Source organism: Streptomyces sp. NPDC052721 (assembly GCF_040678315.1).
In the GTDB taxonomy this organism is placed as follows: Bacteria; Actinomycetota; Actinomycetes; order Streptomycetales; family Streptomycetaceae; genus Streptomyces.
On sequence record NZ_JBFATL010000025.1, the window covers coordinates 45,475 to 58,011 of the forward strand.

Sequence of the window (12,537 nt, forward strand, 5' to 3'; positions counted from 1 at the left end):
TTCGAGGGGCCTTCGGAAGAAATAGGGCAGGCAGGCGGCGAGCGACTTCGGTGGGGCTTTTCGTGCGGTGTGGGGCGGAGACATCACACGGTCTTCCGTAGAGACCTGGCACGGTCTTCCGCAGAGACGTCGCACGGTGCTCCGCGGAGACATGCTGTATTCCGTGGAGATACGCCGTGTTTTCCGGAACTGTGCCGACACTTCGCTCAGGGCACGACCAGTGACGATGGGGGAACCGCGGGAACGTGTTCCGGCGGGGCCGCGCGTAATCCGTTCCGGCGTGGTGGGTGCGGGGCGCGCCAGAACCCTGAAAACACTTGCACAGCCCAGCTTGTTGACGCAAGGCCACCTGGGGAAGCCCCGGCTTCCTGGCTTGATCTCCGCCGCGGGAGGCACTCTTCGGCTCGTCCCGGCCAGCGCTCCGTGGTGCGGCCCGGCAATGTGCGACTCGGGTGATCAAGGGCTTGATCAGCAGGTCCCGGGAATGCGGCGGGTATTTGCCAATGATCTTCACCAGTCGGTCGTAAGGCGAAGACGCCCCTCCGGTGCCGCTTTTCAGACACTCCGTGATTCGTTCGCATGGACCGACGCAGACTGGCTAGTCGTACGTGGCTCACGCAATATCCCTGCACGATCCCGCCTCGCGGGAACGACGACGGAACGAGAGCAATATGAAGTGCACTTCGCGGTACGGGATCCCCGACGCCGAGGACGTTCTTTCCGCATGTCCTCGTCGTCGCCGCACCACCGCCTCCTGAGTGGCTCGCGGTAAATTGCCCTACGAGCCGAAGGGAAGACCCACCGGCCGGTAACCGGTCGTCCGGTCACCGACGGGCACTCGGGCAGCGTTTCCCGGTACCCGCACCAGGCGGCCCGCACCGCCGTCCGAGCCATGTCACCCGGGTCCTTCCCGGCACCCGCGAGCTGTGCCGCCCCGCCCGCCCATCCAGCGCCCGGGTGTGCGCCCCGTCCCTCGCTCGAGCCGGCGCGGCCCCCCGTCGCCCGCACCCCGGCCGACGGCGCTCCCGCGCTCCACCCGCCCACCCCCTTTCCCCTGTCCTACGCGGAGGAGACCTCCACTGATGACCACGAACGACGTCCTGCGCGCCCTGACCCCCCTGATCCGCGCGCACACCGGACACCTCCCCGCCGCTCCGCCCGCGCTGACCGCCGACACCCGGCTGGAGCAGGACCTGCGGATGGACTCGATGGCGATCGTGCACGTCCTGGAAGACATCGAGGACACCTTCGGCCTCACCATCCCCGACGAGCGGCTCGCCGGCGTCTACACGGTCGGCGACCTGGTGGACATCGTGCGGACCGCGGCCGAGGCGCCGGAGCGGGTCGCGTGAGCGCGCCGGCGGGCCCCTGCACGAAGGCCTCCGACGCCGTGGCCGACCCACTCGTCGAGGCCATCCGGGGCATCGACACCACGGCGCTGGACTGCGTCCAGGTCAACGCCGCCGTCCTGGCCGACGCGCACCACGGACCGGGCACCCACCTCGAACTCGGCGGCCGGCTGGACTTCGCACCGCGCGCCGGAGCCCACCCATCCCTGCCCACCATCGAGGAGCCCGCGGCCGACCGGATCGAGCGGATGGGCGGCCTGCTCGGCCTGGTCCTGCGGACCGGGCGGCCCGTGCCGGACGGACGGGCGCTGCTGGACCTGCTGCCCGAGGACGGCAGCCCGCTGTACGTCGTCGGCGACGCGTTCCGCATGCCGTGGCTGCCTTACCACGGCCACCAGCACATGGACCACAGCGTGCTGCTGCGGGCCGTGGACGGGGGCTCACGCGTCGAGGCGGTGGACGCCTACGACAACGAGACGCCCTACGGCCGGGCGGAACCGGTGGTGTGCTCCTACGACCGCGCGCAGGCGGCCGCGCTGTTCGACGGCTCATCCGCCTTGCCGGTGCCGGTGCGCATCGCGCCGCCCGCCCGCCCGCCGGTGTCCGACACCCTGGCCCGCAACGCCGAGGACGGCCGGCGGCTGCTGGCCGGTGACGCCCCCGAGCGTTACGCCGCCGCCTTCCGAGACCACCCGGACCAGGAGGAGGCGTGCGCGGCCCTGCTGCTGGAGACCTGGCTGCTGAGCCGGTCACGACGGCTGCACGCGGCCTGGGCCGCTCACCGCCTGCCGGGATCCCCCCTCGCGAGCGCCGCCGCTGACCGGGCCGCCGCCTGGGACACCCTGGCCGGCCAGTGCTATCTGGCGGCGCGCCGCGTGCAGCGTGGCCGTCCCGTGCCCCCGCAGATCCACCCCGCCCTCGCCGAACTGCTGCGCGCGGATGCCGAGTCCGCCGTGCGCGCGGCCACCGAGCACCCTGGAGAGACCATGTCCCACCCGCCCGCACAAGTGCGTCGGACGGTGGTGCACACCGTCGCCGACGTCCTGGGCGCCGCCCCCGAGGCGGTCGCCGCCACCGACGACCTGAGCCGGATCGACGGCTTCGCCTCCTTCCAGATGGTGGAGACGGTGGAACGTCTGGAGGACGCCTACGGCGTGGAGTTCGCGCCCGAGGACCTCGACGCGGCCGTCCTGCGCAGCGTCGAGGGCCTGGTCGGCCTTGTGCTGCGCACCACGGCCGGGGCGGAGGTGGCGCACGCGTGAACACCCGCCCGTACGCCACCGTGCTGCACGACCTGCTCGACCTTTCCGGTGCAGGCCCCGACGCCCCGGCGGTCACCTGCGGCGAGGTGACCCTCAGTCGTGCGGAGCTGGTCCGGGCCGCCCACCGCTGCGCGGGGGCGCTGCGCGCCCGTGGACTGCGGCGCGGCGACCGGCTGGTGGTGACCAGCGACAGCGGTCCGGTCCTGGTGCCGCTGCTGTTCGGGGCCTCCCGGCTCGGCGTCGTCTTCTCCGTCCTGCACGAGCAGGTCCGTGGTGACGTCCTGCGCCATGTGCTCGCCGACTGCGAGCCGGCCCTCGCCGTCGCCGCGTCACCCGCCACCCGGGACGCCGTGCGCGAGGCGGGCGTCGCCGTGGCGGCTCCCGGGGACATCGACGACCTGTCGCCGACCGGGCCGACGACCGGCACCACGGGCCCGGCTGGGGCCCGTCGAGGCGATCGTCACGTGCCGCGAGGCCTTGGACCGCAAGGTGACTCCGCCACCGGCGGTGGCGTCGATGCCCGCGCCGGCCTCCCCGGCAGCGGCCTCGCCGCCGCCCCGCTGCCCGTCGACCCGGTGTGCCTCATCTACACCTCTGGCACCACCGCGATGCCCAAGGCCGTGGTCTCCACCCACCAGCAGATGATGTTCGCGGTGCACGCCATCGCCGAGCGGCTCGCGTACCGCGCCGACGACGTCGTCTACTGCCCGCTGCCGCTCTCCTTCGACTACGGCCTGTACCAGGTCTTCCTCTCCGTGCTCGCGGGCAGCCAGGTATGGCTCGGATCGGCCACCGAGTCCGGCCCCGCGCTCCTGGCCAACCTGGTGCGCAGCCGGGCGACCGTGCTGCCGGCGGTACCGCCGGTCTCCGCCGCGCTGGTGCGCCTGCTGCGCCGCCGACGTGACGCGGAACGTCCGCCGCTGCGGCTGCTCACCAACACCGGTGCCGCGCTGCCCGCCGACATCCCGCACGCTCTGCGTGAGGAACTGCCCGGATTGCGCGTGCAGTTGATGTTCGGGCTCACCGAGTGCAAGCGGCTCACCATCTCCGAACCGGACGAGGACGCGATCCGCCCCGGCAGCTGCGGGCTGCCGCTGACCGGCACCGAGGTCTTCGTGGTGGACGAGGCGGGGGAGCGGCTCCCGGCCGGCGAGGTCGGCGAGATCACTGTGCGCGGACCGAACGTGATGGCCGGCTACTGGCGCCGTCCCGAACTCACCGCCGCCCGCTTCCCCCGGCGCGACGGGCTCTTCCCCGAACTGCGCACCGGCGACTACGGCTGGACCGACGAGGACGGTCGGCTGTACTTCGCCGGCCGGCGCGACGACATCTACAAGCAGGACGGCTTCCGGGTGAGCGCCATCGAGGTCGAGGCCGCCGCCCGCGGGCTGCCGGACGTGGACACCGCGGCCGTCCTGCCGCCCGACGGCACCCGCCCCGAGGCGGTCCTGGTCGTCACCGGCACGGCCGACCCCACCACCGTCCTGCACCGGCTGCGCGAGCACTTGGAGGACTACAAGGTGCCGCGGATCTGCCACGCGGTCGACGCGCTGCCCGTCAACGCCAACGGCAAGACCGCGAAGGCCGTCCTGGCCGGGCGGCTCGCGGAGGCCGGCCGTGACTGACCTCGCCCCGCACGGCGGGCCCGTGAGCGCGGACGCCCCGGTCTCACACCCGTCCGACGCCGCCGTCTCGCCCCGCACCACGACACCGGCGTACCACTACGACCTGACCGCGGTGCGCTCCGCCCACGCCCGGCTGCGGACCTGGCTGCCGGGGCCGAGCGAGCTGTACTACTCGCTCAAGGCCAACCCGCACCCGGCCGTGGTGTCCGCGCTGCACGCCCTCGGCTGCCGGGCCGAGGTCAGCTCGCCCGGCGAGCTGGACGCCGCCCTGGAAGCCGGGGTGCCGCCCCCCGACATCCTCTACACCGGCCCCGGCAAACGCGACGAGGACCTGGACAAGGCGCTGGGCGCGGGGGTCCGCGACTTCGCCGTGGACTCCGAGCACGGCATCACCCAGCTGGACCGGGCCGCCGCCCGGCACGGAGCGCACGTCACCTACCTGCTGCGCGTCAACCCCGGCGGCGGCAGCCGTGGAGCCGGACTGCGGATGACCGGGAGCCCGTCGGCGTTCGGCGCCGACGCCGACGACATCGCCGCCCGCCCCGAGCGGTACACGGGCGGAGAGCACGCCCGCATCGACGGCCTCCACCTCTACCTGGCCACCAACATCAGCGACGAGGAGGCGCTCGCCGACTCCTTCGGCGAGGCGATCGGCGTGGCCCGCACACTGCGCGAGGTTCTCCCGGTGCCGCTGCGCACCATCGACCTCGGTGGCGGTTTCGCCGCCCCTTACGCGCGCGCCGGGGACCTGCCCGCCTACCCGGGGCTCGCCGACCGCCTGACGCGCGAGCTGGATGCGGCCCTGCCCGGCTGGCGGCGGAACGCGCCCTCAGTGGCCTTCGAGTCGGGCCGCTACCTCACGGCCACTTGCGGGCGGCTGCTGACCCGCGTGCTGGACGTGAAGAACTCCCACGGACAGCGCGTCGTGGTGCTGGACGCCGGCATCAACCACCTCGGCGGCATGTCCGGACTGCGCCGGGTGCCCCCGTTGCACCCCGACGTGGTCCGGGCGGACGGCACCCCGGCACCCGGCACCGGCGATCCGGGCCCGGCGGGCCCCGCCGAGTCTCCCGGCCCCGCCATGATCTGCGGCCCGCTGTGCACCCCGCTCGACACCTGGGCGCGCTCGTACCCGCTGCCCGCCGTCGCCCCCGGCGACCTGCTGGCCGTACCGAACACCGGCGCCTACGGCCTGCACGCCAGCCTCGCGCTCTTCCTCGGCCATCCGGCCCCGCTGGAGCTCGTCACCGAGGACGGCGTGCTCCTGCACAGCGACCGCCTGACCTTCGTCCGTCGCAGCGCCTGACGAGCGGCCGACTGACCTTCGTCCGTCTCGGCCACTGACTCAGGGACCGGCTCCCCGCGCGACCACCCGAGGACCGCGCCCTCCCGCACACACATCCCCCCATCCCTCAGGAGACCCACCATGGAACAGGCTTTCGTCGACACCCTCCGCCCCCACCTGCGCTACCTCGCCCCCGAGCAGGAGCTGCGGCCCGAGGACCGGCTGCGCGACCTGGGGCTGAACTCCATGCAGGCCATCGATCTCGTCTTCGACCTGGAGGACAACTGCGGGGTGACCCTCCCCGACGACCAGCTCACGGACGCCAACTTCGAGACCGCCGGCAGCCTGTGGGCCGCCGTGCAGAGCGCCCGCTCCGGCTCCCTCCAGGACGCCCGGTGAAAGCGCTCGACCCGGCACTCGCCGAGCGGCTGACGCCCGTGCTGCGCGCGGTCGAGCGGCACGCCGCCGAGAGCGACGAGAAGGCGGCCTTCCCGCTGGACGCGCTGACCGCGATGCGCACCTCCGGATTCCTCGGGCTGCTGGTCCCGGCCCGCTACGGCGGCCTGGACGGCACGGTGCCCGACCTGCTGGCCGCATCCCAGCTGATCGCCCGCCACGACATGTCGGCCGCCATGGTGTTCGCCATGCACGGCCAGCAGGTCGCGGCGCTGGTCCACCACGCTTCCGAGGAACTGCGCCGGCGGGTCCTGCCCGGCGTCGCCCGGGGCGACCTGTACCTGGGGTCGGTGACCACCGAAGCCGGCAAGGGCGGCCACCTGCTCAGCTCCGGCACGGACACACGGCGCGCCGGCGACCTCGTCGAACTGGACCGGATGGCGCCGATCGTCACCGGCGGCGCCCACGCCGACGCCTACCTGATCACCGTCCTCGCGCCCGGTGCCACTTCCGACAGCCGGGTGTCCCTGGTCTACGCCGAGCGGAAACAACTGGATGTGCAGGTCCTCGGCGGTTGGGACCCGCTGGGCATGCGCGGAACGCACAGCGTGCCGATGCGCTTCACCGGAGCGGTGCCGTACGACCAGGTCGTGGGCGGGCACGGCGACTTCCGCCGGGTGATGGTCGACGTCTTCGCGCCCCTGGCCCACCTCGGCTGGAGCGCCTGCTGGCTGGGCACCGCGGCCGGGGCCCTTTCCCGCACCCTGCGCATGCTGCGCAGCCCCGAGGAACGCCGCCGTCGCGACCTCAAGAGCGAGCTGCTGCTGACCCGGCTGTCCCGGGCCCGCCAGCGCATCGACACCGTGCAGGCCATGCTCAGCCACACCGCCGACGTGTACGTCTCACTGCCCGAACGGGAACGCGGTGGCGCCCCCTGGCAGTTGCTCGTCAACGCCCTGAAGGTGACGGCCTCCGAGCAGTGCCCGGCCGCCGTGAACGAGCTGATCGAGCTGGTCGGGCTGCGCCACGGCTATCTGCGCCACCAGCCGCTCGGCTTGGAGCGAGCCCTGCGGGACCTGCGGTCCGCCTCGCTGAACTACGGCAACGACCGGCTGCACCTGGCCAACGGCTCGCTCAGCCTGCTGGACCAGGAGACCACCCTTGCCTGACACCGTCCCCCTGCCGTCGGCCGCCGCGCCCCCCGCCCAGCGCCGGCCGGCCGCCCGGGCGGCCGGGCCCCCCGATGCGTCCGCGCCCCCCGATGCCTCCGGGGCCCGCCTGTGGACACCGGCTCCCGGCGTCCTCGTCGCCCTGGCCTCCGCGGACGCCGTGCTGGCGACGCCCGCGGCCGTACGGCGGCTGCGCCCCGAGGAGTACCGCTCGGCCGCCGGCATGGCGGCCTGGCGGGCCCGCGAGCACCTGGCCGGCCGGGCGCTGCTGCGGCTGCTGCTCGTCGAGGTGGCCGGCGAGGGGGACGCCCGCGCCCCGGTGGTCCCCGAGCCGGCCGGCCGTCCCCGGCTACCCGGCTCCCCGGACACCGGGGTGAGCATCTCGCACAGCGGCCCGTACGTGGCCGCCGCCGTGGCCACCGGACTGGACGTCGGCGTCGACGCCCAGGTGCCCCGGCCGCCCTCGGCCACCCTGCTGCGCCGCTGCTGCACGTCCGGGACGGCGGCACGCCTGGCGAACCTGCCGCCCGAGCGGGCCGCCCTGGCCTTCGCCCGGATCTGGACCGTCCAGGAGGCCTGTGTGAAGGCGCGCGGAACCGGCCTGTCCGGCGCGCCCTGGCGGGTGCGCGCCGGCCCGGACGGCCAGGCCGGCACCTGGGGGGCACTGCGCTGGCGACGACCGCCCTGGCACGACGCGGCCGGCACCGAACCGGTCGCCCTGGCCTGCGCCTTCGGACCGCCCCAGGCACACCCCGCGCACCCGGCGGACGCCCCCCGCGGCCGCCGCGACCCCGCGCCCCGAACGTCCTGACCACCACACCCGTCCCGCGGAGGACCCGATGCGTACCGATGCCACCCGTCCCACCAGCCGGGGACTGAGCTGCTACACGGAGAACCTCGCCGGCTACCTGGCCGCGCGGGCCCCCGCCCGCGCCGATCTGACCGCGCGCTCCGTGCGGCTCGCGGTCGACCCGGCCACCGGCCGCTTCTCGCACCACGACCGCGCCCTGAACAACCTGCCCGGCGGGCGCCGGCTCGCGTACCGGGGTGCCCCCGACGCAGAGGCGGCCCTCACCGGCATCGCCGCCGAACTGGCCGGGCGCGGCCGGGTGCTGGTGGTCGCCGACAGCGGCGCGCTGCCCTGGCTGTCCGGCCCGGCGGACGCCCACGCGCCTCACCTGGTCCTGGTGGACGGCCGTACGCCCGGCGGGGGATGGCACGTGGTGGACGGTTTCACCGCCCTGTTCAGTGGCGGCGGACACCAGGAGCCGTTCGCCGGAGAGCTGTCCGGGGCCGAGCTGACGGCCCTGCTGGCCTTCCCCCGGGGCCTGTCGGAGGTGCACCGCGCGCGCAACGCCCTGGCCTTCGGCTTCCCCGTGCCCACCCCGGCGCACGAGACGTACCAGTGGCTGGCCGAGGAAGCGGGGACGACCGGGGAACACCTGCCCGGCGGGCCCTGGCTGACCGGGGCCGCCGCGCTGGAGGAGACCGCGCGGCTGGTGCTGGGGGACCTGCGGGGCGACGGCGAACGGGGCGTGCTGGAGGACGTCTGGGCGGCGGCGCAGCACCACATGTTCCGCGACGCACACCTGCTGGCGGCGGGCGCGGCACTGTCCCCAGGGGTACGCCGGGCCGCGGACGGGGTGCTGTCCCCTGGGGAGGGCCGGGCCGCGGATGCGGCGCTGTCCCCGGAGGAGCGCCGGGCCGTCGACGCCACCACCGCGAAGTGGCGCGAACTGCCCCGCCTGCTCCGCTTCGCCGCCAACTCGGCCCGCCGGGGCCGCCCCCGGCCGTCCCTGGTCACCGGCGCGTTCGCCGACCTCGCGGAACTCGAGGCGGCGGCCTCGCCGCTGCACGCCGCCCACGGCTACGGCGTCCCCACGGCACTCACCGACGTCTCGTCACACGCCGGGCAGGGGAGCTGATCGCGGTGCCGACGTCCACGCTCACCCTGTGGGACCGTTTCGCCCGTACGGCCGCCCGCCACCCGGACCGCCCGGCGCTCGTCGCCGGGACCACCACGCTCACCTACGCCCGGCTGCGAGCCCACGCCGAATCCCTGGCCGCCCGGCTCACCGCCGACGCGCCCCCGCCCCGCCGCATCGCCCTGCTGGCGGCACGGACACCGGTCACCTACGCGGCCTACCTGGCGGTGCAACGGCTCGGTGCCGCGGTGGTGCCGCTCAACCCGGCGGCTCCACCGGGCCGCAACGAGACCGTCGTACGACAGGCCGACGCGACACTGGTCCTGGCCGACGCGACCGGCGACGCCCGGCCGGCGGGACGGGCCGCGCCCCTCCTGCCGGTCGCCCTGACGGACCCGGCCGACGCACCGGACCTGCGCGGCCTGCCCGGCCCCGGCCCGCACGACACCGCCTACATCCTGTTCACCTCGGGCTCCACGGGCCGGCCCAAGGGAGTGGTGATCCGGCACGCCAACACCGACGCCTACCTCGACCACGCGGTGGAACGCAGCGGTGCCGGGCCGGACAGCCGTCTCTCGCAGACCTTCGGGCTCACCTTCGACCCCTCCGTGTTCGACATGTTCGTGGCCTGGAGCACCGGCGCGGCCCTCGTCGTGCCCAGCGCGGACGACCTGATGGACCCGGCCGGATTCGTCCGGCGGCACCGGCTGACCCACTGGTTCTCCGTGCCGTCGGTCGTCTCGCTCGCGGCCCGGCTGCGCCGGCTGCCGCCGGACTCCATGCCGACACTGCGCTACGCGGCCTTCGCCGGCGAACCCCTCACCGTCCGGCAGGCCCGCGCCTTCGCCGAGGCCGCGCCCGCGGCCCGTCTGGAGAATCTGTACGGCCCCACCGAACTGACCGTCACCTGCACCGGCTACCGCCTGCCCGCCGACCCCGCCGCCTGGCCGCACACCGCCAACGGCACCGTGCCCATCGGCACCGCCCACCCCGGCGCCGAGACCCTTGTCGTCGACGAGCGGATGCGCCACGCCGACCAGGGCGAACTCCTCGTACGCGGCCCGCAGCGGTTCCCCGGCTATCTGGACCCGGCGGACGACCCGGGACGGTTCGCCACCGGCGAGCCCGACACGGGGCTCACCCCCTACGAGGGCGGTCCGCTGACCGGCGCCCACTGGTACCGGACCGGGGACCGGGTGGTCCGCGACGGCGAGGCCCTGGTCCACCTCGGCCGCCTCGACAACCAGGTCAAGATCAGCGGCTACCGCGTCGAACTGGGCGAGGTGGAGGAGGCCCTGCGCTCGTGCCCCGGTGTCGCCGACGCCGTGGTCGTGGCCCGCACCGAACGGTCCACCCCCGTCCTGGAGGCCGTCTACACCGGAGACGCCCCCGACCCGGCCCCCCTGCTCACGGCCCTCCACGAGCGGCTGCCCGCCTACATGGTGCCCCGCACCCTCCTGCGCCTGCCCGAACTGCCCCTCAACCTCAACGGCAAGACCGACCGCAAGGCCGTCCAGGCCGCCCTGGACACGGCCCGCCCGGCCGTGTCCGGCCCGCCCCGCCCCATCCCCACGGACCGGCCCGCCACCGGCGCGCGCCGCACCCGCCTCCCGGAAGGAACCCGGTGACGTGACCGCGCCCACCACCCCCACCGCGCTGCCCGGCCGTGAGGAGTTCTGCTCCGCCATGGCACAGCTCGCCACCGGCGTCGCGGTCATCACCACCGCCGGACCCGACGGCCCGGTCGGCTGCACCGCCAACGCGGTGCTCTCCCTGTCCACCGAACCGCCCTCGGTGCTCGTCTCGCTCGCCACCAGCGGCCGTACCGTACGACACGCCCGCGCGCACGGCGGCTTCGCGGTCAACATCCTCAGCTGGCAGCAACGGGACCTGATGCACCGTTTCGCCCGACTGCCCGCGGCGGAACGTTTCGACGGCGTCCCCCACCGGGACGAGGAGGGCTGCCCCGTCCTGGCGGCCACCGCCGCGACCGTGGTCTGCCGCCTCGACCAGGCGCCCACCGTGCTCGACCACACCCTGCTGATCGGCCGCGTCCTGTGGACCGCGCAGGACCCCACCGCCCCGGCCCTGGTGCTCTATCAGCGCCACCAGCACGCTGTGGCCGGCTGACCCCGGCCGCGCGCCCTCCCCACCCGCACGCACCCAGGACAGGAATCGAGCATGAGCGTCATCGGCACCATGGAATCAGAGGTCCGCAGCTACAGCAGGGCCTGGCCCACCGTGTTCACCACCGGACGCGGCGCCGTTCTGCGCGACGAGTCCGGACGGTCCTTCATCGACTTCTTCGCCGGCGCCGGCGCCCTCAACTACGGGCACAACCCGCCGGAACTGAAGGCCGCGCTGCTGGACTACCTCTCCGGGGACGGCGTCACCCACGGACTCGACATGCACACCACCGCCAAGCGCGTCTTCCTGGAACGCCTGCGCGATCTGGTGCTCAGCCCCCGCGGCCTGGACTACCGCGTCCAGTTCCCCGGCCCCGGCGGCACCAACGCCGTCGAAGCCGCACTCAAACTCGCCCGGAAGGTCACCGGCCGGCACACCGTGGCCTACTTCCAGCGCGGCTTCCACGGCATGACGCTCGGAGCCCTGGCCGTCACCGCCAACCCGGCCAAGCGCGCCGGAGCCGGGGTACCGCTGCCGCACACCGTCCCCGTGCCCTTCGACGACCCCGCGGACGACGAGGAGAAGTCGGTGGCGCGGCTCGTCCGGTCACTGGACGCTGCCGCCGCGAACGGGCCGCTCGCGGCGGTGCTGGTGGAGACCGTCCAGGGCGAGGGCGGCGTCAACCCCGCCCGCCCGGTCTGGCTGCGGGCCCTGGCCGCCTGGGCCCGGGAGCACGGCGCCCTCCTCGTGGTGGACGACATCCAGATGGGCTGCGGACGCACCGGGCCGTTCTTCTCCTTCGAAACGGCCGGAATCGTTCCCGACCTCGTCTGCCTGTCCAAGTCCATCAGCGGGTACGGGACGCCCATGGCCCTGACGCTCATGCGCCCCGAGTACGACGTGTGGAAGCCCGGCGAGCACAACGGCACATTCCGCGGGTACAACCCCGCGTTCGTCACCGGGGCCCGCGCGCTGGAGCTGTTCTGGTCCGACCGCGCTCTGGAGAACCGGACCACCGCCCAGGGCGAACGGGTGCGCCGCGCCCTCACCGAGACCGCACGGCGGCACGGGCTGGCCGCCCCCCGCGGGCGCGGTCTGGCCTGGGGTCTGCCCTTCGACCGCCCCGGTGCGGCCCGCGAGGTGTGCGACGTCGCGTACCGGGGCGGGCTGTTGCTGGAGACGGCCGGACCCGATGACGAAGTGGCCAAGGTCCTGCCGCCGCTGACCGTGGCGGACGAGCACCTGGAACAGGGCATTGGGATACTCGACGAAGCCGTCGCCTCGGTGGTCGGCAGGCGCACGCTCGCGGCCTGAGCGGACCTCGGCGGACCAGGGCCGGACGCGGCAGGTCAGGACCGGCCCATGACGAAACCCCTCGGTGGCGAACCGGCCTCGGGGC

General features: G+C 74.5%; 11 protein-coding genes. All 11 read left to right on the plus strand.

From position 1 onward, the window contains the following. Window positions 1-1,082 precede the first annotated feature (1,082 nt). The 11 genes from AB0L21_RS23325 to AB0L21_RS23375 all read left to right on the plus strand — a co-directional run bounded on the left by AB0L21_RS23325 (window position 1,083) and on the right by AB0L21_RS23375 (window position 12,452). The gene (locus tag AB0L21_RS23325; protein ID WP_365710780.1) at window positions 1,083-1,352 is read left to right on the plus strand and encodes a phosphopantetheine-binding protein; all 270 of its coding nucleotides are present in this window, start codon (window positions 1,083-1,085) and stop codon (window positions 1,350-1,352) included. Further along, entirely contained in the window at window positions 1,349-2,611 is a 1,263-nt protein-coding gene (locus AB0L21_RS23330) for an acyl carrier protein (RefSeq protein WP_365786123.1), read from the plus strand. The genes AB0L21_RS23325 and AB0L21_RS23330 overlap by 4 nt, the downstream gene beginning before the upstream one ends. Then, complete coding sequence (locus AB0L21_RS23335; RefSeq protein WP_365786125.1) at window positions 2,608-4,236, plus strand: class I adenylate-forming enzyme family protein; 1,629 nt, start codon at window positions 2,608-2,610, stop codon at window positions 4,234-4,236. The genes AB0L21_RS23330 and AB0L21_RS23335 overlap by 4 nt, the downstream gene beginning before the upstream one ends. Further along, window positions 4,229-5,542, plus strand: coding sequence for a type III PLP-dependent enzyme (locus AB0L21_RS23340; RefSeq protein WP_365710786.1), 1,314 nt, complete (start codon window positions 4,229-4,231; stop codon window positions 5,540-5,542). Before AB0L21_RS23335 ends, AB0L21_RS23340 begins: the two co-directional genes overlap by 8 nt. Before the next feature lie 120 nt (window positions 5,543-5,662). After that, a complete protein-coding gene (locus tag AB0L21_RS23345) occupies window positions 5,663-5,920 on the plus strand; it encodes an acyl carrier protein (protein ID WP_365710788.1) in 258 nt (85 codons plus the stop codon). Then, complete coding sequence (locus tag AB0L21_RS23350; RefSeq protein ID WP_365710790.1) at window positions 5,917-7,086, plus strand: acyl-CoA dehydrogenase family protein; 1,170 nt, start codon at window positions 5,917-5,919, stop codon at window positions 7,084-7,086. The genes AB0L21_RS23345 and AB0L21_RS23350 overlap by 4 nt, the downstream gene beginning before the upstream one ends. After that, on the plus strand, window positions 7,079-7,897 hold the full coding sequence (locus AB0L21_RS23355; RefSeq protein WP_365786127.1) for a 4'-phosphopantetheinyl transferase superfamily protein: 819 nt from the start codon (window positions 7,079-7,081) through the stop codon (window positions 7,895-7,897). Before AB0L21_RS23350 ends, AB0L21_RS23355 begins: the two co-directional genes overlap by 8 nt. 28 nt (window positions 7,898-7,925) lie before the next feature. Next, the gene (locus AB0L21_RS23360; protein ID WP_365786129.1) at window positions 7,926-9,011 is read left to right on the plus strand and encodes a hypothetical protein; all 1,086 of its coding nucleotides are present in this window, start codon (window positions 7,926-7,928) and stop codon (window positions 9,009-9,011) included. Between the two features lie 5 nt (window positions 9,012-9,016). Continuing rightward, window positions 9,017-10,639, plus strand: coding sequence for an amino acid adenylation domain-containing protein (locus tag AB0L21_RS23365; RefSeq protein ID WP_365786131.1), 1,623 nt, complete (start codon window positions 9,017-9,019; stop codon window positions 10,637-10,639). A 1-nt stretch (window position 10,640) separates the two neighbouring features. After that, a complete protein-coding gene (locus AB0L21_RS23370; protein ID WP_365710903.1) occupies window positions 10,641-11,141 on the plus strand; it encodes a flavin reductase family protein in 501 nt (166 codons plus the stop codon). Between the two features lie 51 nt (window positions 11,142-11,192). Next, entirely contained in the window at window positions 11,193-12,452 is a 1,260-nt protein-coding gene (locus AB0L21_RS23375; RefSeq protein ID WP_365786133.1) for an aspartate aminotransferase family protein, read from the plus strand. The last annotated feature ends 85 nt before the right edge of the window (window positions 12,453-12,537 follow it).